This is a genomic window from Halovibrio variabilis (assembly GCF_007991175.1).
In the GTDB taxonomy this organism is placed as follows: Bacteria; Pseudomonadota; Gammaproteobacteria; order Pseudomonadales; family Halomonadaceae; genus Vreelandella; species Vreelandella variabilis.
The window spans coordinates 198182-223653 of sequence record NZ_BJXV01000006.1; the positions used below are offsets into that span (position 1 = coordinate 198182).

A 25472-nucleotide genomic window follows, 5' to 3' on the forward strand; every position below is an offset into this window, starting at 1 on the left:
TTGGACGAGTCCCCTATGCTGGAATTTGATCAGGTGCACAAAACCTATGCGACGCCGCAGGGGCCTATTAGGGTATTGAAGGATGTTACTCTGCGCTTGGCGCCGGGCCAGAGCTTAGCGCTAATGGGCGAGTCGGGAAGCGGCAAATCCACGCTACTGCACTTAGCCGCAGGCTTAGACCTCCCCGACCAGGGGACTATCACCCTTGCCGGAGAGGGGTTAGCCGCTTTAGCCGAACCTGCCCGCGCCAAGCTTCGCCGAGAGCAGCTGGGCCTGGTCTTCCAGCAATTTCATTTAGTCCCCAGCCTAACCGTCATCGACAACCTGCGTTTGCAGGCCCGCTTAGCCCGCCGTGACGATACCGCCTGGACAGCGCATTTGCTGGAACGACTCGGGCTGCATGGCCTAGAGAAGCGTTACCCGGAACAGCTGTCAGGCGGTCAGCAGCAGCGGTTGGCAATTGGGCGGGCGCTGGCACCGCGCCCGGCTCTCCTGCTGGCCGATGAACCGACGGGGAATCTAGACGAAACGACCGCTAGCCACGTACTTGAGCTGCTGTTGAGCCTGGTCCACGAAACCCAGTGCGCCCTGCTGGTCGTGACCCACAGCCCTCAAGTGGCGGCCCCGCTTGATCGTTGCCTGCGCCTAAGCCACGGCAGCCTCTTAGACGCAACACCATGACCACCGTCCTCACCACCCTGCTGAGCCACTATCGTCGTCATCCTGGCCAGTTGGTTATGTTGCTGCTCGGCCTGTGGGTGGCCAGTGCATTATGGAGCGGCATCCAAGCCATCAACGCCACCGCACGTGACAGCTACGCCCGCGCCGATGCACTCTTTGCAACCGAATTAGACCAGCTTGAACGCCGCGATGGTGCCACTTTATCCCGCGACGAATACCACGCCCTACGCCAAGCGGGCCTGCCAGTTTCTCCGCTGCTTGAAGGCAACGTTGTCACTCAAGACGGTACTCGGCTCACGCTGATCGGCATCGACCCACTCACCCTTCCCAGTGAGAACGCGCTAGGCCAAGCGGGCACATCGAGCTCGTTAACCGCCTTTCTCACGCCGCCTTGGCAAACCCGTGTGGCCCCTGACGCTCTGACAGCCTTAGGGCTAGAGCGCGGCAACGCCCCAGGCGCCACGCCGACGCTGGCAGAAGGAGGCAAGCTGCCGCCGTTGACGCTATCTCCAGCGCTTCCGCCCAATACGCTGATTATGGATATCGCCGCTGCCGCGCGCTTACTCGCCAGCGGTGAAGCCATTACGCGGTTAGTGGCCGCCCCCGGTGCACTAACCACAGCGCCGCCCGACTACACCCTTACCCGAGCGACCAGCCTTGCTTCGCCCGGTCAGTTAACCGAAAGCTTCCACTTAAACCTGACCGCATTAGGCCTGCTAGCCTTAGTGGTGGGTCTGTTTATTGTGCAAGCCGCGCTGGGGCTCGCCTTGGAGCAACGCCTGGGGATGCTGCGCACCTTACGCGTGCTGGGCGTTTCAGGACGCACGCTGGTGGCCGCCCTTAGCCTGGAATTACTCCTCCTGGGCGTCATCGGTGGATTAACCGGCATTGCCAGCGGCGTATGGCTAGCGCGCTGGCTGCTTCCCGACGTCGCCGCCACGCTGGGTTCGCTTTATGGCGCCGATGTGGGCCAAACGCTTAGTCTACCCTGGCAATATTGGATGGGCGGCCTAGCGGTGAGTCTTGGCGGGCTACTGCTGGCGGGCAGCGGGGTACTGTGGCGCGCCGCTCGCTTAAACGTGCTTAGTTTGGGACAAATGCAGGCGTGGCGCAGCGGTTTTCGGCGTCAATTAACGCTGATGAGTATCGCCGGTGGTCTAGCGGCGGCGATAGGGCTTGGTCTCACCCTTTGGTTAGCCCAACAGCCCCCCGGCGACGGCCTACTGGCAGGCTTCGGCGTGGTCGCCGCGCTGCTGTTGGCAAGCGCCCTGTGGCTGCCTCCTTTAATGGCACTAACGCTCAAGGGGCTGACTCACCTTGCCCGGCGACGCCCGCTGACCCAATGGGCGCTGGCGGATATGCAGCTGCAGCTTCCGCGACTCTCGCTCGCCATGATGGCACTGCTGGTAGCGCTGGCGACGAACCTTGGCGTGGGCAGCATGGTGGGCGGCTTTCGCGTGACCTTTTTAGACTGGCTTGACCAGCGCCTAGTCGCCCCGCTCTACATCAATGCCCCAGCCGATCAATACGATGCGATTGATACGTGGCTGGCTGATCGCCCCGAGGTGTCAGAACGCCTGCTCACCCGGCGCAGCGAAACGACGCTACTCGCCATCGACACGCCCGATGAAAGCCGCTCGCTCAGCCTTGCCATTGATCTTTACGGCATTACCCCCGGCGAATCGCTGACACCCCACTGGCCGCTACTGAACACTTTAGACGACCGGCCATCTGCGTGGGCGGCCTTTGACAACGGTGCGGTGTTTGTTAACGAACAGCTCGCTACGGCAGAGAACCTTTCCCCCGGCGACCGCCTCACCCTTCGCGCCCCAAACGGCAATGAGACATTAACGATCACCGCCGTTTACCCCGACTACGGCAACCCCAGCGGCCAGGTGTTAATGGCTTCGCACCAGCTAGCCGCTCGATTTGAGGCGCCGCCAAGTTCAATGGGGTTGGTCTTGCATGAAAATGCCAATGTGGAGGCTCTGCGTAACGCCCTTACCACCCGATTTGGCTTGAGCAACGATGCCATTAGCGACCAGCGCGAGATCAAGCGCATCGCCACCGAGATTTTTGAGCGCACCTTTACCATCACCCGTGCCCTCAATGTGCTCACCTTAGCCGTAGCGTCTCTGGCGCTGCTGGCCTCCCTGCTGGCGCAAGCACGCAGTCGTCGCCAACAGCTCGCACCGCTTTGGGCACTGGGCGTACCCCGGGCACAGCTGGCCAGGTTGAACCTGGCCCAGCTAGGGGGCGCGGCGCTGGCAACAGGCTTGCTGGCCATCCCGCTCGGCATCGCGATTACCTGGGGCTTAGTCGCGGTGATTAATGTCGCCGCCTTTGGCTGGCGGCTGCCACTGCATTTATTCCCTGGGGAAATGGCGGTAACCCTCGCCACTGCGGTAGGCGTGGCTCTGCTGGCGGCGGCACTCCCGGCGCTGCGTTTCTGGCGCGCCTCGCCCCGCGCCCTACTGGCCGAGGAGACACACCAATGACCGCGCGGCTGATACGGTTAGTCATTATGTCACTAATCCTGCCACTAGCGGCCCTCAGCGGCTGTGGCAGTGATGAGCGCGCAGAGCAAAGCGCAGGCTTTGCGGGCTTGGGTCAGGACGCCGAAGGCTTTCAACAAGCAGCACCCAACCAAGCGCTAACGTTTCCAGACGATTTTCCACACGAGCACGCCGCCCACCCGGATTACCGCATCGAATGGTGGTATCTCACGGCTAACCTGGAAGATGTCTCCGGCGAACCGCTGGGGCTGCAATGGACGCTGTTCCGCCAGGCCCTAATGCCACCCAGCGAACGCCCCGAGCCCACCCCCTGGGCCGCCGATCAGCTCTGGATGGCCCATATGGCAATTTCGCAAGGCGAGCAGCACCAGGTCGCCGAGCGCTTTGGGCGCAGCCACTCCCAAGCCGAGCTTTCTCAATCCCACGATGCCCAAGCCGGTGTCGTCGCCAGCCCGTTTCACGCCTGGTTAGACGACTGGCAGCTACAGGCAAGCGCGGACGCCGATGACGATGCTTTCTCACCGCTAACGCTCACCGCTTACAGCGGCGAAGGCGCATCGCGCTTTGGCTATACGTTAGAACTTACCGCTGAGGGGCCGCTGGTCTTTCACGGCGAAGAAGGGTTCAGCCAGAAAGCCGCCAATGGCCAGGGCTCGATGTACTACAGCCAGCCCTTCTGGCAAATTGAGGGCGATGTCACCCTCAATGGCGAGACCAAAGCCGTCAGCGGGCGCGGCTGGCTGGATCGCGAATGGAGCAGCCAGCTACTCGATGCCCGCCAGTCCGGCTGGGACTGGTTCTCGCTCCACCTGGATGACGGCCACAAGCTGATGGCGTTTCAACTGCGCGGAGGTGGTGATGACAGCGCAGACACAGAACAAGGCGCCGCCTACCGTTCGGGCACCTGGATTACCCCGCAAGGCGATGCCAGTCCCTTAGCCACAGACGACATCACACTGACGCCGTTGGCAACCTCCACCGTCGCCGGGCGCGATGTGCCCACCCGTTGGCGGCTGGAAATAGCGTCAGTAGCGATCGACCTCAACATCGAAGCGCCCCACGCCAACCGCTGGATGGACACCAGCGTGCCCTACTGGGAGGGCGAAGTGCGGGTTAACGACCGCGCCAGCGGCGAACCCATGGGTGAAGGCTATCTGGAAATGACGGGATATTGAGCAATTACCATCGTCGGCATCAAGTAAGCCCAAGCAGCGCTTCAGCCAACTTAGCGTCGTCATAACGGTCGCTGTCAGCGCTTTCCGGCGCAAGATCGACATCGATTATTTGAATACCCATTTCATCGCGTATTGTTTCAATCTGTTGAGTCGACACGCTCAGCAATTGCGAATCAAACAGCAGAAAATCGATTGACGATCGCGTTTGGAGTGAGCCTGAAAGGTGCTGATTGAGCACTTGAACCTGATCTACCAACGTCATGCCGAGGGTTTCAAGATCAGTGCCCAAGCTGGGCACATACACCTTGGGCGACGGGTTTTTAGCCAATGCCTTATCAACGCCCTTAGGCAGCAGGTTGGCGATAATGCTGCTGTAAAAACTGCCCGGCGGGAACACCACCAGCTCTGCCGAATGAATGAGCGTACGGGTTTCTTTGCAGACCTTGGAGGCATCCAGCGTATCGATATCATCTGCCTCACCGGATAACTTTATCGCTTTGATGGGCGAATCGATTTCTGCCGTCTCTTTGCCGGTAAAGCGGTGCTGGCCATTAATCGTCCGACCGCTCTCCAGCAACACCGTCAGTTGAAGGTCGGCGTCTGTTGTTGTCCGGACGGTGCCGCGTGTTTTGATCAGTTGGCCAAATAGAAAGGCGATCGGGTCCAGAGAGCGATCGTGAATGAGGTAGCCACCGGTCAGGATGAGGTTCCCCACACTGGCGCCATTAAGGTTAAAATCCTTAGGCATGTGCTGATAAAAGACCGCAATATAGCTTTGGATCAGCGACCGCATGGGCTCAGCAATCGCCTTAAGTAGCGGGTGCTTCGCGCTCACCAGCGCTTTCAGGCTCTGCGCCAGCATTGCCGTTTCTTCGCCTTTTTTGCGCCCCTGAGCCACCAGCCGGTGGGAAAAAAGCGCCGCCACCTCAGGATGCCCGGTGACCGAATCATCAGCCAGTGCCAGCAAGCGGGCTCTTAGATCACCAACGGCAGGCATCGAAAAGGCGCGGCGCAGCTCAGCTGAACTGCCCCCCGAATCAAAAGGCGTTACTAAGTGAATCGAGTTATGGGTATAGTCTGTTAACACTTCAGCAAAACGCCTCAGCGCCGTGCCGCCACTGAAGAAGAGTATTTTTGGCCCTAGTTCGGGGGCTTTGCGGTATCTGGCCAGGCGTAGATTTTTGCCCTTGGCAAGTTCGCGAGGCATGCTAATAAAACGGCAATTAAAACGTTTTTTATTCATACAACTCTTTGAACTGTAAGAAAAATGTAACGCAAAAGATGGCACTGTTACTTATAATCAAGATCCATCCATGCAATGACCACCTAATCGCCCTTTTCTACGCTGAGGCAACTTATCAACGCATCCATTCTGGAGCACTTTTATTTTCTACGATTCGAAGTTGAAAATCACTTCGCATTAGTTGAAGTTTATGTGACTCAGCCAACTGAACCGACGGCTCAGCGCCTGATCAATCGCAAAGGCTATAGAAGCACGTTATTGGAGAAAGTTGAACTTGCTGTCGCGGTGGATGTGCAACGGCGCAAAGTTGACGGCCCAGGTTTTCAGCAATCCAAATCCCTTGAACGCTTGGCGAGGCTCCTTGATCAGCTTGGCCAGGCCTGCCTTGAATTCACCGTCATCAAGCCCCTGAAACAGCTCCCCGAAAAGTCACGAAAAGAGTATGCCAAGCTACTCCAGTTAATCGGTAAATCATTGAAGCTGGTAATGATTAACCTTGATAAAGCGAATACCCGCCAAGGCTTGAAAATCGGTCGTCGGATACCGAAGATCTCTGCGCGTTTATCGGCTGCTTTTGCGGCTAGCAAGTCGGGCGTGAATAACAGCGCCGTGGTGGATTTTCAGCTGCACCGCATGATTCAGCTGCTATCAGAACTCGCCGATGCCCTGCTGGCGGCTAATTTCGGCCCCGCCATGCGGTTGCAGAACTACAAGCAACTGAAAAATGCGGCCCACGCCATGACGGATCACAACGGTGAGTTTAGCGTTGAGCGGCTGGCACTCACGCGCAGCGGCAGCACCATTGCAATGTTAAAAGCCGAACACGCGGCCTCCGGCAACGTCATGGCGGTGTACAAGGAAGGGCAGAGCCAAAAAGTCATTGAAGAGCTTTCCGGGGTAGAACAGTGGAATCAGGTCTACCCCAAGGTGGCTCCCACAGTGCTCTCCCACCATGTCAAACAGGGCGATGCGCTGGGCTCAATGGTGATCGAACACCTCCCCGGCCGGACCCTCGAATCGCTGTTACTCAATAGCCAGTGGGAAACCGCCCATCACCTGATCGACAAACTTTGCCGGACATTGAGAAAAATCTGGAAAAGCTCGCGCACGCCTGAACCCGCTCAGCCCGAGTATATGCAGCAGCTGCGCAAACGAATGGCGGAAACACGCCATACCCACCCAACGCTGTTTAATACGGAACAGACCATTTGCGGCCTGCCCCGCCCCAGTTTTGATCAACTGATTGATCGCGTTGAGCCCCTTGAGCGCGAGCTTCGGGCGCCCTTTTCCGTGCTGATCCACGGCGACTTTAACGTCGACAACGTGATTTTTGATGAACTCAAGGATCGCATCTATTTTATCGACCTGCACCGCGCCACCTACTCTGACTATGTGCAGGATTTATCGGTACTCATGGCGTCGATTTATCGGCTGCCCATCATGGATGCCGCCCCCAGGGCCGAATTAATGCGCCTGATTCATCGGCTTTATCAGTTTGCGCGCCAGTTTGCCAAAGCGCATAACGATGCAACCTTTGATGCCCGGCTAGCCATCGCCTTGGGGCGCTCGTTAGCGACCTCTACGCGCTTTATTTATGACCCCCTTTTTGCCAGCAGGCTCGCGCTTAGAGCGAGCTATCTAATGGAAGCCATCACGCTTCTAAGCCCGGAAAAAATTGAGCAGTACAGGCTTCCCCTAGAGGATATTTTTAGTGATTAATAAGCGGATTGCGGTCATCGGCATACCGGGCAAATGGTCAACCGAGGTCCTGGCAGATCATTTGGAACAGCGCACCGGCTACCGCTGCATCATCGATATGGCCGACGTCGTACTGGAACTGGAAACCGGCCAGTTGCGTTATCAAGACACCCTACTCAACGCCCTTGACGGGGTGATCATCAAAAAAATAAGCGAAACCTACTCCCCAGCGGCAGATGACCGGCTACGCATGCTAAGCAGCCTTGAGGCGGACGGGGTTCGCTGTTTCAGTCCCCCCAACCAAGTCATTCGATTGATTAACCGTCTTGAAGGCACTGCCGCGCTGGCCTCCTGCGACGTTCCGCTGCCTGCAACGCGAGTCACAGAAAGCACGGATGCAGCACTGGACACTATTCAGGCGTTTGGCAAGGCAATCCTAAAACCGCTCTACTCAACCAAAGCCCGCGGCATGCTGGTGTTAAAGGCAGCCGATGGTGTTAAAGCCAATACCCAAAAACTTGATAAATTTAAGGCCAAGCATGGCCTTTTTTACCTTCAGCAATTCGTCAACCTGGGTGGCCAGGATCTCGGCATGGTGTTTCTAGGCGGCGAGTACCTGTGCACCTATGCACGGGCAGGCGATGCCAATGCCTGGAACACCACCATACACAGCGGGGGAAAATATATACCCTTTGACCCCAGCCCTGAACTGATTGAGCTAGGGCGAAAAGCCCAGTCATGCTTCGATTTAAGCTTTACCACCGTGGACATTGCCTTGACCGATGAAGGCCCCGTGGTGTTTGAAGTATCCGCCTTTGGCGGCTTCAGCGGCGCGAAAAAAGGCTGTGGTATCGATGCCGCAGAGAAGCTGTGTGATTATGTACTGAGCCAATTTGAGGCACGCGCATGATCAACCCTTTTGACGACCAGCAAATCGCTCAGGCCAAGGCCACCTGTCGCTACGAATTAGTGCTTACTTTTAATGGATTAACGCTGCGCGCGCGGGCGGATCACCCGGCCATTCTTGACCACCTTGAAGCGTATTACTCGGGTTTAACTGCGTCAGGCTTAGCCGCATCAGGTTTGAGCCTGCTAGGCGTCCATAAAGTTGACCAGCTTGAGCTGCCGGTGTGGCTACTGGATCGGCAAGTGGCTACCAGCGGCCGCGAGTGGACAGCAGTAAAGCGGGCCAAAACCAGCGCGCTCGGCCTGAAAGAAGCCTACGCGGATACGCCCGACGGGCGCTGGATTCATAAAATACGTACCGGGATGGTGCTGTTCCAGTCGTTAACGGCGCCGGTCGCGATAGGCGAGCTAAACCAGCACCCCTCACAAGTCGTCAACTTTATTAACAATCAGTTTCTCAATCATCATCAGCGCAGCGGCTACCTGCTGGGCCACGCCTCGGCCTTTGCTATGGATGGCAACGTCACGGCCATTGCTGCCAGCTCCGGTGGCGGTAAATCCACCCTAATGCTAAAAGCGCTGGAAACCGCCAAGGCGCGCTTTCTCTCCAATGACCGGATTCTGTTTAAACCTGAAAACGGCCAATTACACGTTCTCGGTGTCGCCAAGCACCCTCGCGTTAATCCAGGCACGTTGATCAACGCCCCGCGCCTGATCGACATACTGCCCGCTGAAGAGTGCGACCGATTTGAGCACATGCCCAAAAGCCAGCTATGGGCTATTGAGCAGAAGTACGATGTACTGATTCCCAACGCCTACGGTGCGGATAAAACCGCCCTATCCGGCACGCTCAAACGCCTGATACTGCTGGACTGGGCATTGGACTCAACGATACCTACAGCGCTGCGTAGCGTGGATATCACCAAAACACCTGAGGCGCTAGAAGGCTTACGCAAAAGCCCGGGGCCGTTTTTTCAGCAAGCGGACGGCAGCTTTCCGCCTGAGCAGGCCCACTCTGCCGAGCACTATGCCGAGCAGCTGCGTGGCGTTGAAGTGCTGCGCCTCACTGGCGCCATCGACTTTGCGCGTGCCATTGCGCTACTCCAAGCCAGAGGTATTCTTTGATGGTGGCGCTGGCGCTGATTCGCCACGGGGAGTATGCACAGCTGGCGCAGACACCCAGCGCCCTGCAGCCCTACCCCCTCACGGAAAAGGGCGCGGAAGACGTTCGAGAGCAGGCGCGGCAATTCGGCGAGTGGCTGGCTAGCTCAGGCTACCAACTTAATGCAGACATACACTGCTCAACGCTGTTGCGAGCGTGGCAAACCGCCGAAATCTACCGCGAAGAACTCACACCACTGTTTGCTGAGCCACCCCGCTTGCGCAGTTTCGCGGCCCTTTGCGAACGCAGCGTCGGCGCATTAGCCAATCTCAGCGTTCAGGAAATAGAGCGCATCGTCGCCCTCGACCCTCGCCTTGAGCCCTTGCCTGAGGGCTGGAAATCAGCCAGCAACTTCAAGCTGCCCTTCGACGGTGCGGAATCCTTGCTTGAAGCAGGCGAGAGGGTCGCGGCCCATTTACAAGCCCTTTTAGCGCCGCCGCCACAAGAGGCGACTAAGCGCCTTCAGCTAGTGGTGGGCCACGGCGCCTCCCTTCGCCACGCGGGCTATCATTTAAATGTCATACCCTTCAGCGATATTAAACGGTTAAGCATGTTTCATGGTCACCCGGTCGTTTACGAGCGGCATCAACACGGCTGGAACCGACTTTACGGCAACTGGAAACAGCGCCAAACGGCAGACCCACTCGATTAAACGATAGCGATGTATAAGATGGCCTCTATGACCGCGTTAACTGTTATTCCGAACGTAAGCGACCAACCGTATCACAGCGCTATCCTGGCTCGCCTACCGTCGGAGTGGGCGCCCTGGCCCGATGACCCCACCTCGGTCAATCATGATGAGGCGCTGAGCACCTTCGTTAAGCGCGCGCAGAAAAAAAGCTTCACCTGGCCTAAAAAACCCGTGGTGTTTCTCTCCGACGCCCATGCGGATGCCGAGGCCTTTGAGGCTTCCTTGATTGCCGCGGGTGTTATCGAACGCGATGGCCCGCACCCGTGTGAATATACGCTGACGAAATTCGGTAAAAAAGCCGACATTGTGGTGGGCGGCGACTGCCTGGACAAAGGGCCCAGCAATCTAACGCTGCTACGTAGCCTGGCCCACTTATATCGCCTCAACGCGGATGTCACCTTGCTGGCCGGCAACCATGACCTGCGCTTACTGATGGGGCTGCTCTCGCTGGAACGCGAAACAGACGCCGGTAGCCAGCACCTCTTCGTGCGCATGGGCAAAAAGGTAATTCCCTTGTTCAAAGAGGTGTTCGACCAATACCTCGCCGATACCCAATGGGACAGGGATATCCCATCGGAAGCGGCATGCCGTCAGGCGCTGTTTCCAGGCAACGCCTGGTTTGCCAACTTCCCCTTCTATGCCGCCGGGTTTATCACCGCTGAAGGTATCCAGCGAGAAATTGGCAAGATGACCAAAAAAACACAGAGTTTTGAAGCGCACTGTTCCCATGCCGGCCTTTCGCTTCAGCAAATCTACGCGGCTGCGATGAAATGCCGTTCGCTGTTTCTCAAAAAGTCGGGAGAATTCAGCTGGTTTTTCCGCCGCATGCGGCTGGTCAAAAAGCGCGGCTCCTTCCTGCTCCTACACGCAGGGCTCGATGACCACATGGCCGAAATACTTGCCAATCACGGCGTAAAATACGCCAACCGCGCCTTCAAAAAAAACCTGATGAGCCAAAACCTGTTCAGCTTTTATTATGGTTCTCTGGCCAATACCTTCAGAACAAAATACCGCAAAGCCGACCTACCCCTTACGCCGCGCGGCGCCTATGTCGCAAGGCAGGCAGGCATTCAGGTACTGGTTCACGGCCATATCAACCAGCACTTTGGCCAACGGGTCACGCTTAAAAACGGCCTTATCCATATCGAAGCCGATATCACCTTAGACGCTCACTCGCGCAAAAAAGAGGGGCTTGACGGACACGGTATCGGGGTGACATTGATCGACAAAAAACGCGGTGTGATCGGCCTTAGCTGCGATTATCCGCAGGCAAAAGTATTCAAACCCAGCCGCAAGGGAAAACGGGAGGGAGCCCAATAAATGAAGTCAAAAACTAAATTCAGTCACGACTCACTGTTGGATCGTCAGGCAACCCAAGCGCTTCTAGTCACTTTGGCAAACGCTATCGAGAACGGCGAGCTAACCTTCCAGGAAAGCGAAGGTGACCTGGTGCTCACGCCCCAGCAGTTGCTGCAAGTCTCCCTGCGCGCCAGCGATGAAGGCGATAAACAGGAGGTGGAAATAAAGATCAAATGGCGCACCAAAGAGAAGGAGCTTTCCGATACGCCACCCACGATTAAACCAAAAACCGGCAAGCGCTAGGACCGGGTCATCAGCGGTTCCGCCCAAGAGCATTTGCCGATGTCGAAAATGGTAGCTAGGCTGTAGCTAGCAATCTTTAATGTATAAGCATTGTCGATGGCTTTTTTTGCAAACTATTCATAAGGAGAGTGGAGCGATGTCCAGCCCTGAACATAAGCAAAAGATCTGGAAGATGATCAAAGACATCAAAGTGGGCATGCTCGTCACGTTGGACAATGAGATGCCACGCGCCCGGCCGATGCACCTAGTTCAAGATGAGTACGACGGCACCCTGTGGTTTTACACTCGCCGCAGTGCCGAAAAAGTGTTTGAAACCGAGGATGATCACGACGTTTGTATCAGCTTTTCTGATCAGGAACATGGTGTGTACGTCTCGATGTCGGGCACAGCCAACCTGTCCGATAATCGCGAGCTGATCGACAAATACTGGAACCCGTTCATCGCCGCCTGGTTCCCCGAAGGCAAAGATGACCCAGACGTCGCCTTGTTGGAAATTAAAGTGCAAATGGGTGAACACTGGAAGGCCAAAGAAAGTAAGGTATTCCAACTCTACGAAATCGCCAAAGCCAACCTCAAAAAAGACACTACCCCCGATCTGGGCGAAAATGAAAAGTTTGGTGGGTAACTTCCTACCCAAGCGCCCCGCTACCGGGGCGCTTTACGGGCTGATAGTCGTCATGCTCATAGGCTCAGACAGTTCAATTTCATGGGCCAATGATCAGACCCAGAATGATGATACTACCCGTCAGGGTGAGTGCGAACTCAACGATCAGCAGCAAGCAATGCTGTCTCAAATCAATGAAGCGCGTAGCCAAGCGCGACAATGCGGTGACCAACAGTTTGAGGCCGCAGAGCCGTTAACATGGAGCTGTAAGCTTGAAGCAGCGGCCAAGAGCCACTCCCAGGACATGGTCGAGAATGACTACTTTAGCCATACCGGCCCAGATGGGGAGGGAATTGAGCAACGTGTAGGCAATCAGGATTACGTGTGGCAAGCCGTCGGTGAAAATATAGCTGCTGGCCACACCTCTGTTTCCGCCGTGGTGGAAGGCTGGCTAGAAAGCCCCGGCCACTGCCGCAACCTTATGAATGACGCCTTTACCGAGGTGGGCATGGCCAAAGCCGACGATTCGGAGTCGAGCTATTCGCCCTACTGGACACAAACACTCGGCAATCCTCGTTAAGCGCCCACGAGTCAATTATTGCCCGCCTCCTAACTCGCCGTAGTGGACAGCCGTAATCGCATTTTTAGGCGAGCCATCTACCAGCTTGGTGCTATAAGTCAGGTATACAAAGGTCTGTGTTTCCGCGTCATGCATACGAACCACGCGCATATTCTTGAAAAGCGCCGAGCGACGCTGAGTAAAAATTACCTCTTGCTCCTCTACTTCTGAGGGGTCGAATACAATCTCTCCTGTCTGCCGACACGCCACACTCGCCTCACTGGCCTCCTCAGCAAGCCCCACCGCACCAGTGAGCCCGCCAATCTGTGAGTAGGAAAGATAGCAGGAGATGCCCTGCACCTTCGGGTCATCGAAGCGCTCCACTTCAATGGTGTTGTTCGGGCCAAGCAGCTTGAACTCGGTACGTACGCTGCCAATGTGGGCGTCTTGAGCCAAAAGCGTGGTCGGCAGCAACGCAAATAGAATAACGAGCGCCTTTAAAAAGGTAAGACGTTTAGGGGAAAACATGGATAGCGTCCTTGGCAATGTTCAGCCGAATGAGGGAAGCGAAGAGCATACCTGATGTGCACAGTTCTTGGGGAACCATCAGAAAAGTGAAGGCGTAGAACGGAGGTAAAAGCTAAGCGGGTGAGGCGTTTGGCGTCCCTGGCAGGAGTCTAAAAAAACATATAACAGAGCCTGTAAATAATTCTGTGTAACTGCCCACCCCATTACAGGTGACCGTCCAGGCGGTCACCGAATTCGATAATAAAGCGATTCAGTGCAGGCTTCCAATCCCGGATTGGCATAGTCCATTTCTTTGAGGCCTGCTGGATCGCCAGGAACGCCACCTTCAGGGCTGAATCGTCACTGGGGAAGAGCTTGCGGCGCTTGGTCGCTTTACGAATGACACTGTTCAGCGACTCAATGGCATTGGTGGTGTAGATCACCTTCCTGATGGCCGGTGGGTAGTCGAACAGCGTTATCAGGTTGTCCCAATGGTTGTACCAGGATCTGGCGATTTGCGGGTATTGGCCGTCCCAGCGCTCGGCAAAGTCGTCTAGCGCTGTTCGAGCCTCTTGCTCGGTGGCCGATCTGTAGATTTGCTTCAGATCCGCGGTGACGGCCCTGTAGTCCTTCCAGGACACATACCGCAGCGAGTTGCGAACCATGTGCACGATGCACAGCTGAACCTTAGTTTGGGGATATTCAGCCGCAATGGCGTCCGGGAAGCCCTTGAGACCGTCCACACAGGCGATCAGGATGTCTTCCAGGCCACGGTTCTTCAACTCGGTGAGTACCGATAACCAGAACTTCGCACCTTCGGTCTCAGCAAGCCACAGGCCCAACAGCTCCTTCTGGCCTTCCATGTTGATGCCCAGAGCCAGGTATAGAGACTTGTTGATCACCCTCTTGTCCTGACGGATTTTCAGAACAATGCAGTCCAGATAAACAATGGGGTAAACCGGATCGACAGGGCGATTCTGCCACTCGTGAACCTGATCGATCACGCGCTCAGTCACCTTGGAAACGAGCGTTGCTGAGATGTCCGCGTCGTACATTTCCTTGAAGGCGTCCACGATGTCTCGTGTGCTCAACCCCTTGGCGTATAAGGCCAGGATCTGGTCATCCATCTGGGTCAGCCTGGACTGCCCCTTACGGACGAACTGGGGCTCGAAAGAGCCTTCCCGGTCGCGGGGGGACTCGATCGGCACTTCGCCATGCTGGCCTTTGAGGCGCTTGGCAGAATAGCCGTTTCGACTGTTGCCGGTACCGCGACCTGCCGGGGCATGCTTCTCGTAACCGAGGTGCTCATCCAGTTCGGCATTGAGCGCGGTTTCAACGGTTAGTTTCACGAGTTGCTGAGTGAGGGCTCCGAGGTCTTTCTCGGACTTGATGTCTTTGGCCAGCTCTGCGGCCATGGCTTTGAGTTTTTCTTGATCCACTTGTGTACCCACGATGGTATCCTTTTAAAAAAGATTACTCAGTCGTGGGCAGTTACACAATTTGGTTTACAGGCTCATATAACAACATGATTTTAAAAACTTAAATATAAAAACAAGAAATACAATATACCACTACGTATACCACCACCCCACCTGCAACTCGCATACAGCGTCTCATTGGATAACATCAATCCCTGGTAATTCTATTTGTTGGACATATGGACTGCTTACTGCCAAGAGCGGGCTTCTGGAACCATGGATATAGCACTTTAACGACTGAGCGCAGCGGCGAACTTCAATGCGTCCACGTGACACAATTTGTTAGGCATACTCCACTTCATTATGCACAAAATCCAAAGCGCTTCTCTGACTCATTTTCTCATGCTTAAGAGCTTCGTTTAGATGCCTCAGGATAGCAAACTGAAGTATATGACGAAGGTCATTATTACAAGGGCATTGTTCTGGATGATCCAGCTTTGACCATCCAGGCTGACCCATCTTGTAGACCCACCCCGTCTTAACACCAACTCCACTTACCACATGGCCAGGGTGATGAACCACTAGCCCGGACACTGCAACATTTCCATCACTCAATCTTTCTACATAAATTCCTTTCTCAAACTCCGACTCAACAGCTACTTCTGGTACATTAATTAGCCCGTCCAGCTCAACAACGAACTTCTCATATCTATTAACCAGCGCAGTCACATGACCAATTTCAAAATCATCATTGGTGTTAGCAAAGTATGCGATTTTTGGTAGTCGAAAAAATGGCAGTCCAACAAATGGAGAGGTCTTTTCTCCTCGGTTGTCTGCAACCCAAAAGCCAGAAAACAAGGTTGGATATGATCCTAAATGTTTTACAAACTTGTAATCGTATTCGGGTAACTCTAACCCTCTTCGATACATGGGGATCGGAAACTGTTCTTTAGTCTGAATTAATTCCCAAGGGATATCTAAGAGAGCTTTGAGCACAAAGTCATGTTCCCGTTTCGGAAAAACATCTTCCACGCTGCTTATTCCTGATTGAGTGTAATAGTCAACGAGAACATTATGGTCAATGACCAGATGATAAATAACTGTATCAGCCGGAAGACGGCCATTTTTCCCTTCTACGAGACATGCCTTCTGGGAATCGAATCTTAGCGTGCCTTCTTGAATTTGGAAATCAGTAAGATCATGTATAGAAAGCCCATGACTTTCCAGGCGCGCTCGATCTATGACATAGATGTTGCCTGATTCCACGACCTCTTGGTATGACGCATTCCGCACAACGAGCAACACAGGATCTTCCTCGAAGTTTTCGCACATCTCAATCCCTTGAGACTCAGAGTACTGATTAGCAGCAAACCATCCGGCCACGCTGAAGGACTGAGTCAGATCCACGAAGAATGAGCGCCAACCATAATGCTGCAATATTGCCTGGGATGTTCCTAAATCTACTTCATGGTAGTTCATGCCTGAAAACGCTCTAATTAGCGCTCTAGAATAATGCGTCCAAGCAAACATGACAGGCGGAATACAGCCATATCGCTGGAAGGAAGTCGGAATACTCACCTCACCTTTATCATCGGTGTAGTGCCGTGTTTGCCCCCGAAACAGCCAAGCCTCCTCAGAGCCTCTAAGAAAATCCTCAAGCTCCTGACTATTGGTAACCCTAAGAGTCTGCATAATACCCTCTATATGCCTAACGCCGAGTTAAGCTGACTAAAATTGCTGGTTATAATGTATAGCGAAGCGAAACCTAATCAACTGTTATAGTTTCGATCAAACGCCTTGTTTTTAGCTATTACTAAAAGCCGTATTTTTCTTTTCTTCGATTAAACGCGTCCTCACCACCCTCAAGTATTTTGGCAGCAAGACATTGAATATTTGGCTGATCGATAGAACCTTGATTTTGAATAGGCAACATCCCGTTTTCATTCGTAGACTCCAGAACACCAATCCACTCAGCATCACCAAAAATAGGTATATTGGCGTTATGAGTAGCAAAAATAAACTGCCTAGTTAGTTTAGCATCCCTAACTTGAGTGACAATTCTCTCTGCAATAAATGCATTGTCTAGATTATCTTCCGGTTGATCTAAAAGCAGAGGATCTTGGTTATCCAACAAGAGCATATGCAGTAAAGCAGTACATTGCTGACCTGTTGATAATGAATCAAGCTTTTTATATAAAGGCTCATCACCACTAGAAACATTTAACTCTATGCTAACCAAATCATCGATCTTAAACTCTTCAATTTCCATTATTTGCTTATTGCTGATTTTAGATAATCTATCTGCGGTAGCTGGAGTCATTCCCCAATTTTTCTCTATTAGAGCATCCCGACCTTTCTTAATCGTCTCTGCGAACAAAGGTGCCGAGAACTCATTTGCTTCCTTCATCCAAGAAAGTCTCCCCTCTGCAACATCAGGCAGACGATAATGAGTGATAAGTTTTATCAATGCTAGTCTGTTTTTTTCCGCTGAGTAATTTACCTTTATATTACCTTTTAATTTTCTATTAAGCTTTTTTACCCCCTTTTCAAAGGCAGCGGCTCTATTAGTCTTTTTCTCGGATAATTCAGCGAGCAATGCTTTCCTTTTAGCTATTTCCTCGTCCAATTTAATTTGTTCAGCATCAAGCTCTGCACGCTTGGGCTTTAGTCTCTCAATATTTTTAATCAGCTCCCGATACTCTTCACCAATTTGCTTTCCAGTTAAGCCTTCAACAGGAGTCAATTTCTTGAATTCTTTGGTGATAGAATCTTCTTGTCTATCTATGCTTACTTGAAGCTCCTTATCTAATAGTTCTACCTTTTGCTTCACGCTTTCTGAATCTGCTTCCATTTTTGCAACAGATTGATTGATATTGTCTTTTAGCTCAACCAAAGCTAATTTAGCATTTTCAAATATCTCCTTATCGGGAAATTCCTTAATCAATTCTTCAGTAATAAAGTCACCGCATGGGATAGACTCAGAGAAATCTTTTATCGCCTTCTTTAAGACTTCCACTTTTCCCGAAATTTTATTGAATGTACTTCTTTCCGACTCAACGATTGGTAATAGCTTTAATTGCTGATCTATCCCAAGCTCTTTATATCTATTTTCATCTTCTTCGTGTGTCTTCAAGTCTTGTACATCAGCCTCTAGGCTAATGACATTAAGCGTTAAGTCGGATATATTGTTTCTTGTTACAAACAAGGACTCTTTAACTACTGAAACACCTGACTCTTTTTCAATTTTATCTGTATTTAAGAATCGCTCTACTACTTTTAATTGCTCGCTTGGGTCTTTTGCAATTTCGTGAATTTCATTTTGACCAAATATTTCAATATCAGGCAATAAGTCGCGAGGAGAAAAATTAGAAACAGATCCGCTTTCATCTTTTACTATAGGGGATTCACCATGCCTTCTTGATATCTTATATCTTTTACCATGTTTTACGGCTGACTTTACCGTCAATTCAGCAAACCCTGAACCAAGATTTTGCTTTATAACTTTAAGGTGTTGATCTTTTGTTTCTTTACTAATAGGCTCAACATTTAAAGCATAACGAATTGATTCTATAAGGGTCGATTTTCCTGTCCCTCTACCACCTATTAATGCATTTAAATGCTCAGAATACTCGATATCAATACCATCTAGAAAACCGCCAACAAACCTAACGGATTCTATCCGTGAGTAATATTTCTCTTTTATATCAGAGTTGAGGCGAACACGAGATTCAGAGTCAGAAAATGCTAATTTAAATGAAGAAAAACAAGGTTTTGACATTTTTATCAAACACGTAGCATTCTCTTTTCTTAATGTTTCAGGGTCTTCTATATCTTTTGCGTTTATAATCGCAATCTTTTTTTCACGTTTATAATCGGGGTTTTTATTAAGAAGTATCTGATGGTAGGCTTGATCACCTTCATCTTTCAATCTTTCTAATGAAGTAGGTATTTGCGCGGCATATAAATTAGGATTTTTCCAAATATTATTTAATTTATGCTTCAAAATACCGCTGTCATCTGTGCAGTGCGCAGCATACACAAAGCCACCTTTATCGTTAACTCTTGATAGTATAAAGTCAGCGCTCTTAGTAGACGGGATTGTTCCATTTGAAATATCTATATCAAACTCATATAAATAATTATTTAAAGCTTGCTGGCTTGTATTTTCTGGATACAAACAAACCAAATGTATTTTCTCACTAGATGCAATTTCAAACCCAGGAAAAACAACAATCCCATGAGCATTAAAGGTTTCTTTAATTTTAACAACAGAATCAACATTGCCATGATCGGCTATTCCTATTACTTTTATTGATTCCTCAAGACAGACTTCTAACAATCTCTGATTGTAATCATCTTCAGAAACATCCTGATTTTTACCTCGGTACTGTATGTAACTAGCAGGATTTACTTGTAATGCGCACTTCCAGAATTTAGCCTTAGTATATTCGATATTCATGCTCATATATTCATGATCCTTAAGGTTAACACCAAGGCCGTCTAGGCTTAATAAAACCCGCTCAAGTGGGTAAAAATTGTTGGCCATAATTTGTAGCGATACGTAGCCAACAATTTTTTTATTTAAAGTGCTTTTTATTTTATTTCTAGCTTGGATAAAGCATTCAAAAACTCATCTAAGCTTTCTGGAATATCTTTTGGATACCTTGACCTTAACTCGTGTTTACTTACACTTTTAAGATTCTTGAGTTCCATTAGATGCGGGCCCAATGTTGCTATTCTATATATTGCTATACTCAAGTTTCTCTCTGATTGGTTTTCGGTAATTGTGTCAGAAGGAAGAGTAAAAGCACCATCTTTCCAATCAGTATAAAGACAGCTATTTTTTCTATCATTTTTAAAATCGACGCCAGCAAACAGTCCTTCAAGAGGCAATCCTTTTGCTTTCCACTCATGACCAAACATAGAAATCGAGATAGCAGAATCATTAACCAATTTTTGTTTATGATCTCTAAACCTTCGGTTCAGCTTTTTCCAATCTATTTTATGACCAGATGCAACATCCACAAGAACTCTAAAAAGCATGAAGCTTTTGCCAAACTCTTCACGGGCAAAGTGACTCAATGCAAAAGAGCGAGCATATTTATTATTTTTATGTAAGATTTCTGCTTCATCACATAACTCTTGAGAATTTCTCAGGCATTTAATAGCGCCATCAAAAACCGTATCGAATTTTAGATTATTAATCTTAGGCTGATTCAAATAACCTCCAAAACATAACGCCAGCCATAAACGGCGTCCTAAGCAAGGGCGTCCGGTGGAGGCCGAAAGCTGGAACGAATTGCAAGTTTCTGTAATCAAACAATGAGATCGCCAATCGGCACTACCTAAGGTTGCTAGTGATTTGCAAATCCTGGGCGCAAGCGAATTGATACTCAATATGCCCCCGAACCCCACTTTAATTATCTTTAGCAGTATTGCCCATTCTTTTACGTCTGTGCAACCCGTATAGCTGCGACTTTAGGCCATCCAGCGCCACATCATTGTGGAAAGCTTTGGCTCTACAGGGTTTTCTCAGGAATGTCCTTTTTAGCTATCGGCCAGCCGGTGGCCTTGCTTTAGGTAGTGGCCCCTATCTCGCCCCTGGAAGGCACATAAATTCGCATGATTTCGCATGACTCCCATGCACCCACTTTCCCTCTAAAGCCCAGCAATAGCGGGCTTTGGGCCGTTTTGCGGGGTGCATGAAGAATTGCCCCACAAGCGAACACCGCAGGCGGGTGGGGGACAACGCGCCGTAGGGTGCGGCGGCCTGGGGGCGTATCCCTTGGCAACCATCCCATATAGCCGCTGTGTGCCGCTGCGTGCCGCTGTAAGCCTCGCTAATGCTTTGAAACGAGAAAGCCCCGCACAGGGCGGGGCTTTGGCTTGAGGAGCGTGATTGGCGCTAGGCGGCGGTATCGTCGCTATCCAGCTCATCAAGGCTTGGTACGAAGCCCATTTTTTCTTCAAGCTCTTTCAGCTCACGAGGGAAGCGGATGGGTGAATAATAGCCACCATCTTTATAGTCTTCAAACGGCAGGCGCTCAGGGATCTCGGTTCCTGGGAGCTTTATCCGCTTGTGATCAACAGGAATGCGGCTGAGAAACAGATCCCCAAGCGCCGACATTTGACGCCTGCTCACCTCGCGATTCAGTTGAGCGGTGTCTTCGTAGTTCATTACTGCCTTATAGGCCGCTCCTTTTTGCTTCCAGGCATCGATCCCTAACGTAGCCATGTAAGCGTGATCGTTGCAGGTGTCTGTTTCGACGCGCTCAAACAGATACTTCACGACTTCCCCTAATTTGGCCATGCATTCCGTATTTTGGGAAAGCTCGTCCACCGCTGCGATTAATCGATTGTGAGTCACCAAGTCGATGAGTTTGCTTTTATCGTCCACTACGGCATTACGTGCCAGATAGGTATACATTTTGATCCACTGGGCCTGTGGCTCAAGCAACTCTATCATTTCCTTGATTTGCTCGGCTTCTAGCTTGGCCTGGGCTTTCTGTTTGACCTTATCGCGCATTGGTTTAGTCTGTTTGCCAAAGCTTTTCAAAAAGCTCTGCTTCCACTCTCCATCGGCTTCTTCGCCCTCCTGTTCTAGCGCGCTTAGCGTTTTTTTCAGGCGATCCAGTTCATTGCATACCTCTGTCAGCTTCCGGCGACGCATGAGGTACGTCTTTAACCCATTCTCTACGCACTCGCGCAGATCTTCCTCTGAAATACACATCGCTATGTAAGGCGCTTCAAAATAATTGAGTGTGCGTCCAGGCGCTTTACCACCTGGGGCGGGTGTTTGTGCTTCCGGTTGTGCGGTTTCCATAGTCTGGCCCTCGTTGCTATTACGGTCGGTCTGCTGAGTGCTAGTGGCTGGTTGATTCATCAGGCCCTCCATTGGGCGGTTGGGGTGCAGGGTGAAGATGTGGAGCCAAGGCCCCACGGCTGTGAAAACGGGAGCAAAGAGAAAAGCGCCTGCCAGAAAGGGGTGGGGTCACGGCAAGGAGACAATCGGGAAGTGTTCGCATAACGAACGAAACCACTCCCCTATAATTCCCCTGACTGATTTCAAAAACGCGGGCAACGAGGCAACACCGGTAACACCATTGATTTAATTGGTATTTTTTTTGGCAACCTGTAGCCGCTTTTTTAAAACGGCAACAGACAAAATCAGGTGCTCTATAGATATAAAGATATGTGTTGCCTTTGTTGCCACCTCTCTTATTAATAGGCAACGGCTGCAAACCGCGTGGTTGCTGGGCGTTGCCGTTGTAGCCAGTGTTGCCACAGAAACTAGGTTCACGCGTAAAGAGCCTATCCATCATTCGCCTCCTCGCTCTGCATCTAGCTTGTCGGGATCAATGACGAAAAAGCGCGTGCTCCCCCCTCCTGGCAGGCGGTAGTTTTTCTGGCGGCGGCCACTGTCGGTTTTGGCTAGCACGTTGTACGTTTCCAGGGTGCGTATCACGCGGTCACGGCCATAGCCCGCTGCCGCCTCAGTCAGTGAGGCACGGTTGAACAGGTAAAGGCGCTTGCCGTCCTCGATCTCGAAGTAACCTGCTCGATGCTTAATGTTGGAGTTGGGTAGCTCAGCAGCAATATTGGAAAAGCGGCTATCACCGTGCATGGCGATAAAATCCGATAGCGCGCTAAGTATTTGCCGATCTTCTGCGTTACCGTCGCCTACCCTGGCGATCCACTCGCGGAAAAGCTGGCGGCTTGCATTGGCGGCGGTGCCCTCTTCCCACGGCAAAATTCCGTAAGTGGTCGCCAGCTCCCCCGCTAGTCCAATGATGGCGAAGCGATCCGCTACCCTGCCCGCCTGGGGGCCTTCAGAGTTGAATCCTTCCCGTACCTCAGCAAACCGCCGATAAAAGTAGTCGGGGTCGGCTTCCTTGAGTACCTGCTCCACGAAGGCGGGGCCGATCATGCCGAAGTGGTGCGCTGTGGCCGTGGTTAGCCTTCTATGGAAGGTGGCACCACTCATGCCGTGTACGTCGTCAAAGGCGCGATAAGTGCGGGTGCCTGCGTTCACATCCACCATGCGCAGTTCTGCCCCGGCATGGGCGGCATTGCCAGAAATGGCGGCGTGTTCTGTAAGCGATCGTTCCCCACTGGAAAGCGCCAAAACGCGCCAATACAGCTTGGGCCGCCCTTCCCGTTCGCGGGTCATGGTGCCCTTACCCGTACCGTTAGCGATGGCGTAGGCCATTTCTTGTACCCGCTTGGGGTCGGCGCGCTTGATCTCGTCCAGGATCAGCACCGTGTCATTGCGTGACGATGCCTCGATCTCGATACCGCCCCGCGACATATCCCAAGAGGCGGCAAAGCGGCTGGGGTCGCCCCACACCGTGGCGGCGAGTGCTTGAGCAAGTGACTTACCGCTTGAGGAGTCGCCCACCAGATGCACACCGCCACCATTCACGCCGACTTTTGAAAGCAGCGGGCCTGCCAATGCACAGCAAACCGAAAGGATCAGTACCGGGTTGCCCTGGCAGTAGTAAGCCAGCTCGCTTTTCCAGCCTTCCAAGGTGCCCCGCTCTGAAAACAACAGTGCGCCCTTGCCGCTATCCTGATAGCGCACATCTTCACCGCCCAAAACCCGGCTAGGCAGCACAAAGGCCCCGCTTCGCTCGTGCCACCCTGGCTTAGTGGTTGTGGCTAGAATGCGAGTTAAGCCGTGGTAGCTAGCAATGTAGGCAGGCACATAGCGGCGCTGGTGGTAGTCCACCTCTAGCCCTTGGCGTAGCAAGGCTTTCAGCACCTCCTCCCCTTTGCCCGCTAGGGCTTCCATGGGCATGACGTACTCAATGGCGTGGCCGCGGTGCTTGAAGCGCAACAGGCGGCCCACGCTGCCATCGTCGCTGTTGATCGTTTCCGCTTTGACATACAGCGGCGCGCATAGCCAGAGGTCGAACGGCTGGCCTGCCTCGTCGCTGTTGGTGTGCTTGATGCCGTGATACCAAGTGCCCGCCCGGTACTGCTTGCCTTCCACCATAGTTGGCCCTTCATACACGGCGTAGCTGGGGCGCTCTAAGGTGTCGATCTTGGGCGCGGTCGGCTTGCCCACCAGGGCTAGGTGAGCTTGCTGTTCGCGTGTCGTTTGCTCGCTCATGTGGCGTTCCTTTGCTGGCGATACCAGCGAGCTAGGTCGTTAAAGTCGCTGAGTGTGGTAGGGGCGTCTTGTGGCCATACGGGAAATAGCACCAGGGCACCCACTGCCAGCGCCGCCGCATTGGCAGCGGTGCGACCTGGGTTGCCGGGGGTTAAGCGGTCGTCATCCCCGGCGATCACTAAATCCAGGCCGTCGTATCGTTCACGTAGGGTTTCGGCCACGGCGGCTAGGTTACCCGCGTTCATGGCACACGCCACCGGCTCGCGGGTGTGGGCGTGAAGGGTTGCGCCAGTGGCCCAGCCCTCACAAATAAAAAGCTGGTGGCCTGCCTGCACCCTGCCAAGGGGCGCATAAGCGCCCCGTACACGGCCACCTTTCAAAAACCGCTTGTGGCCTTGCTGGTCGATGCACTGCACATTGACCAGCTTCCCATCCGCGTACAGCGGTACTAGGAGTTGACCTTGCGCGGATTGGCGAAGGTGGTAAGGCTCGATCCCCTTTTCCACCAAGTAAGGGTGCGCAGGGTTAGCAGGGCCTGCCGCGTGCCAAAGCCGTTTTGCCGCCAGGGCGGCGCGCTCCTGCAAAGCTAAGCGCTCGGCGTCTGCCTGCTGGCGAAGCTGGGTTTTGGTGGGCACATCATAGGGCTTGGGTAGCGGCACGTTAGACGCGCCTGCACGTTGAAAAATACCCAGCCCAAGCTGCTCATCGATCAGCCTAGCGGCGTCAATTTGTCGACAGCTACGCAGGTAGCTCAGCAGGGAGACAAGATCCCCGCCATGGGCGTCATGGTCAGCAAAGTCGTTCCACTTGCCAGAGACAAGCGACACGCCAAACGAGCCTGGGCAGGCATCGGCGCGTGCCGTGTTACGGGCTACCCACTCGCTCCCCTGGCGCTGCCCATCGGGCAGCCACTCAACCAGCAGGATTTCAGCACTGTTCAGTGCCACCACCGCGACCTGCTGAATCTTTTGGATAGTCGTTTTAGCCATGACGCGCCCCCCACTTGGCAGGCGCTTTTTGGCGGTTGACGGTTTTGCGCGCCACTAGGAAAAGGTCAGACGCATCAGCCAGTAAAATACGCGATGCGATAGCCACATTGGCTAAATCACGTGCATCAGCGCTGGCTCCTGGCGTATCTAGCTGGCAAAGCGACAGCATCAAATTGCTGACTGCTTCCAGGCGCATCTCTGCTTGTTCAAACAGCGTGTCGCCATCGGCGCGTGGGTCGATCAGGATGCACTCGGCTTCTGTCAGGCAAACAGCATCTTCAAGGCGTGGGGGAATGTGTGAGTTAAGCATTACCCACCTCCTCGACGCATAGGCGCTCTAGCTCGATGAGGAGTTGGTCGTGTTCTTGGTAAGAAAGGGCGTTAAGTGCGCAGGCCATGCGAGCCATGCCTAACAACTGGTGAAGCTGTTCAGGCTTACGGTTCACACGGTAAGCAATCAGTTTTGCACCGATAAGCGCGGTAGAAACTTGCGAGGGGGAAATTTGGGTGTGCGTGTACGCACCTTGGCTGTGATTGGCCATGGGTAAGACTCCTTTGTGTTTGGAGTCACCACGATCCTTCCTACGGGATTGGGTGGCGACCGTACGC

22 protein-coding genes are annotated in these 25472 nt (G+C 52.7%); 11 read left to right on the top strand and 11 right to left on the bottom strand.

Translation table 11 applies throughout. From position 1 onward, the window contains the following. Positions 1–15: 15 nt before the first annotated feature. From HVA01_RS06675 to HVA01_RS06685, 3 genes are read left to right on the top strand one after another with little or no spacing between them, the layout of a single operon-like run. Positions 16–681: an ABC transporter ATP-binding protein gene (locus HVA01_RS06675; RefSeq protein ID WP_146874158.1), complete on the top strand. Its 666-nt coding sequence runs from the start codon at positions 16–18 to the stop codon at positions 679–681. After that, entirely contained in the window at positions 678–3179 is a 2502-nt protein-coding gene (locus HVA01_RS06680) for an ABC transporter permease (protein ID WP_146874160.1), read from the top strand. Before HVA01_RS06675 ends, HVA01_RS06680 begins: the two co-directional genes overlap by 4 nt. After that, positions 3176–4372: a lipocalin-like domain-containing protein gene (locus HVA01_RS06685; RefSeq protein ID WP_146874162.1), complete on the top strand. Its 1197-nt coding sequence runs from the start codon at positions 3176–3178 to the stop codon at positions 4370–4372. The genes HVA01_RS06680 and HVA01_RS06685 overlap by 4 nt, the downstream gene beginning before the upstream one ends. A gap of 19 nt (positions 4373–4391) precedes the next feature. Here the strand turns inward: HVA01_RS06685 and HVA01_RS06690 are convergent, their stop codons facing one another. Next, a complete protein-coding gene (locus HVA01_RS06690; RefSeq protein ID WP_246129515.1) occupies positions 4392–5615 on the bottom strand; it encodes a GAK system CofD-like protein in 1224 nt (407 codons plus the stop codon). 192 nt (positions 5616–5807) lie between these two features. On the opposite strand from HVA01_RS06690, the gene HVA01_RS06695 reads away from it, so the two are divergent. From HVA01_RS06695 to HVA01_RS06730, 8 genes are all read left to right on the top strand, one after another. Further along, positions 5808–7334, top strand: a complete 1527-nt coding sequence (locus tag HVA01_RS06695; RefSeq protein WP_146874164.1) for an aminoglycoside phosphotransferase family protein — start codon at positions 5808–5810, stop codon at positions 7332–7334. Further along, the gene (locus HVA01_RS06700) at positions 7327–8223 is read left to right on the top strand and encodes a GAK system ATP-grasp enzyme (RefSeq protein WP_146874166.1); all 897 of its coding nucleotides are present in this window, start codon (positions 7327–7329) and stop codon (positions 8221–8223) included. Before HVA01_RS06695 ends, HVA01_RS06700 begins: the two co-directional genes overlap by 8 nt. Next, the gene (locus HVA01_RS06705; RefSeq protein ID WP_146874168.1) at positions 8220–9344 is read left to right on the top strand and encodes an HprK-related kinase B; all 1125 of its coding nucleotides are present in this window, start codon (positions 8220–8222) and stop codon (positions 9342–9344) included. The genes HVA01_RS06700 and HVA01_RS06705 overlap by 4 nt, the downstream gene beginning before the upstream one ends. Then, positions 9344–10033 (top strand): histidine phosphatase family protein, encoded by a 690-nt coding sequence (locus HVA01_RS06710; protein ID WP_146874170.1) that lies wholly within the window; start codon positions 9344–9346, stop codon positions 10031–10033. The genes HVA01_RS06705 and HVA01_RS06710 overlap by 1 nt, the downstream gene beginning before the upstream one ends. A gap of 27 nt (positions 10034–10060) precedes the next feature. After that, positions 10061–11392 (top strand): metallophosphoesterase, encoded by a 1332-nt coding sequence (locus tag HVA01_RS06715; RefSeq protein ID WP_246129517.1) that lies wholly within the window; start codon positions 10061–10063, stop codon positions 11390–11392. Further along, complete coding sequence (locus tag HVA01_RS06720) at positions 11393–11674, top strand: amphi-Trp domain-containing protein (protein WP_146874174.1); 282 nt, start codon at positions 11393–11395, stop codon at positions 11672–11674. Between the two features lie 136 nt (positions 11675–11810). Next, on the top strand, positions 11811–12299 hold the full coding sequence (locus HVA01_RS06725) for a pyridoxamine 5'-phosphate oxidase family protein (protein WP_146874176.1): 489 nt from the start codon (positions 11811–11813) through the stop codon (positions 12297–12299). Beyond that, on the top strand, positions 12280–12858 hold the full coding sequence (locus HVA01_RS06730) for a CAP domain-containing protein (protein WP_146874178.1): 579 nt from the start codon (positions 12280–12282) through the stop codon (positions 12856–12858). Before HVA01_RS06725 ends, HVA01_RS06730 begins: the two co-directional genes overlap by 20 nt. A gap of 15 nt (positions 12859–12873) precedes the next feature. On the opposite strand, the gene HVA01_RS06735 is transcribed toward HVA01_RS06730, so the two are convergent. The 10 genes from HVA01_RS06735 to HVA01_RS06780 all read right to left on the bottom strand — a co-directional run bounded on the left by HVA01_RS06735 (position 12874) and on the right by HVA01_RS06780 (position 25405). After that, a complete protein-coding gene (locus HVA01_RS06735) occupies positions 12874–13365 on the bottom strand; it encodes a CreA family protein (protein WP_146874180.1) in 492 nt (163 codons plus the stop codon). A 203-nt stretch (positions 13366–13568) separates the two neighbouring features. Further along, complete coding sequence (locus HVA01_RS06740; protein WP_146874238.1) at positions 13569–14783, bottom strand: IS256 family transposase; 1215 nt, start codon at positions 14781–14783, stop codon at positions 13569–13571. Between the two features lie 321 nt (positions 14784–15104). Beyond that, on the bottom strand, positions 15105–16454 hold the full coding sequence (locus tag HVA01_RS06745; RefSeq protein ID WP_146874182.1) for an FRG domain-containing protein: 1350 nt from the start codon (positions 16452–16454) through the stop codon (positions 15105–15107). Between the two features lie 121 nt (positions 16455–16575). Continuing rightward, positions 16576–19227 carry a TrlF family AAA-like ATPase gene (locus HVA01_RS06750; protein WP_146874185.1) on the bottom strand — a complete coding sequence of 884 codons (2652 nt, stop codon included), beginning with the start codon at positions 19225–19227 and terminating at the stop codon, positions 16576–16578. Positions 19228–19355: 128 nt separating this feature from the next. Continuing rightward, the gene (locus HVA01_RS06755) at positions 19356–19982 is read right to left on the bottom strand and encodes an AbiV family abortive infection protein (RefSeq protein ID WP_170243477.1); all 627 of its coding nucleotides are present in this window, start codon (positions 19980–19982) and stop codon (positions 19356–19358) included. 685 nt (positions 19983–20667) lie between these two features. After that, complete coding sequence (locus HVA01_RS06760) at positions 20668–21645, bottom strand: hypothetical protein (RefSeq protein WP_146874189.1); 978 nt, start codon at positions 21643–21645, stop codon at positions 20668–20670. 435 nt (positions 21646–22080) lie between these two features. Then, positions 22081–23874, bottom strand: a complete 1794-nt coding sequence (locus tag HVA01_RS06765) for a DUF927 domain-containing protein (RefSeq protein ID WP_146874191.1) — start codon at positions 23872–23874, stop codon at positions 22081–22083. Next, entirely contained in the window at positions 23871–24863 is a 993-nt protein-coding gene (locus HVA01_RS06770) for a toprim domain-containing protein (RefSeq protein ID WP_146874193.1), read from the bottom strand. The genes HVA01_RS06765 and HVA01_RS06770 overlap by 4 nt, the downstream gene beginning before the upstream one ends. Beyond that, a complete protein-coding gene (locus HVA01_RS06775) occupies positions 24856–25173 on the bottom strand; it encodes a hypothetical protein (RefSeq protein ID WP_146874195.1) in 318 nt (105 codons plus the stop codon). Before HVA01_RS06775 ends, HVA01_RS06770 begins: the two co-directional genes overlap by 8 nt. Then, the gene (locus HVA01_RS06780; protein WP_146874197.1) at positions 25166–25405 is read right to left on the bottom strand and encodes a hypothetical protein; all 240 of its coding nucleotides are present in this window, start codon (positions 25403–25405) and stop codon (positions 25166–25168) included. Before HVA01_RS06780 ends, HVA01_RS06775 begins: the two co-directional genes overlap by 8 nt. Between the last annotated feature and the right edge of the window lie 67 nt (positions 25406–25472).